General features: G+C 30.0%; 1 pseudogene. It reads left to right on the forward strand.

Going from position 1 to position 273, the window contains the following annotated elements:
- Window positions 1-106: 106 nt before the first annotated feature.
- Window positions 107-273: pseudogene (locus tag KGF50_RS22110) on the forward strand (IS200/IS605 family accessory protein TnpB-related protein); the annotation flags it as partial.

Here is a 273-nt window from a genome sequence, read left to right on the forward strand (position 1 = left end):
GTTCATAAGAGAACTGCATAGGTAGTAGCGAACTTATGTGAACGACAACCTCAAAAATGATAAAAGTTAAGGGCTTATGGTTCTTACATATGTTATTTAAAAATAAATACAAGAGAACGATATTATTTGCATAGAAGATTTACAAGTAAAGAATATGACTAGAAATCGTAAACTATCTCGCTTAATTTCTGATGTATCATGGTCAGAATTTGTTAGTCAATTAGAATACAAGGCTAATTGGTATGGTAGACAAATTGTAAAGGTAGGTAAATT

The organism is Clostridioides sp. ZZV15-6598 (assembly GCF_020657705.1).
GTDB lineage: Bacteria > Bacillota > Clostridia > Peptostreptococcales > Peptostreptococcaceae > Clostridioides > Clostridioides difficile_F.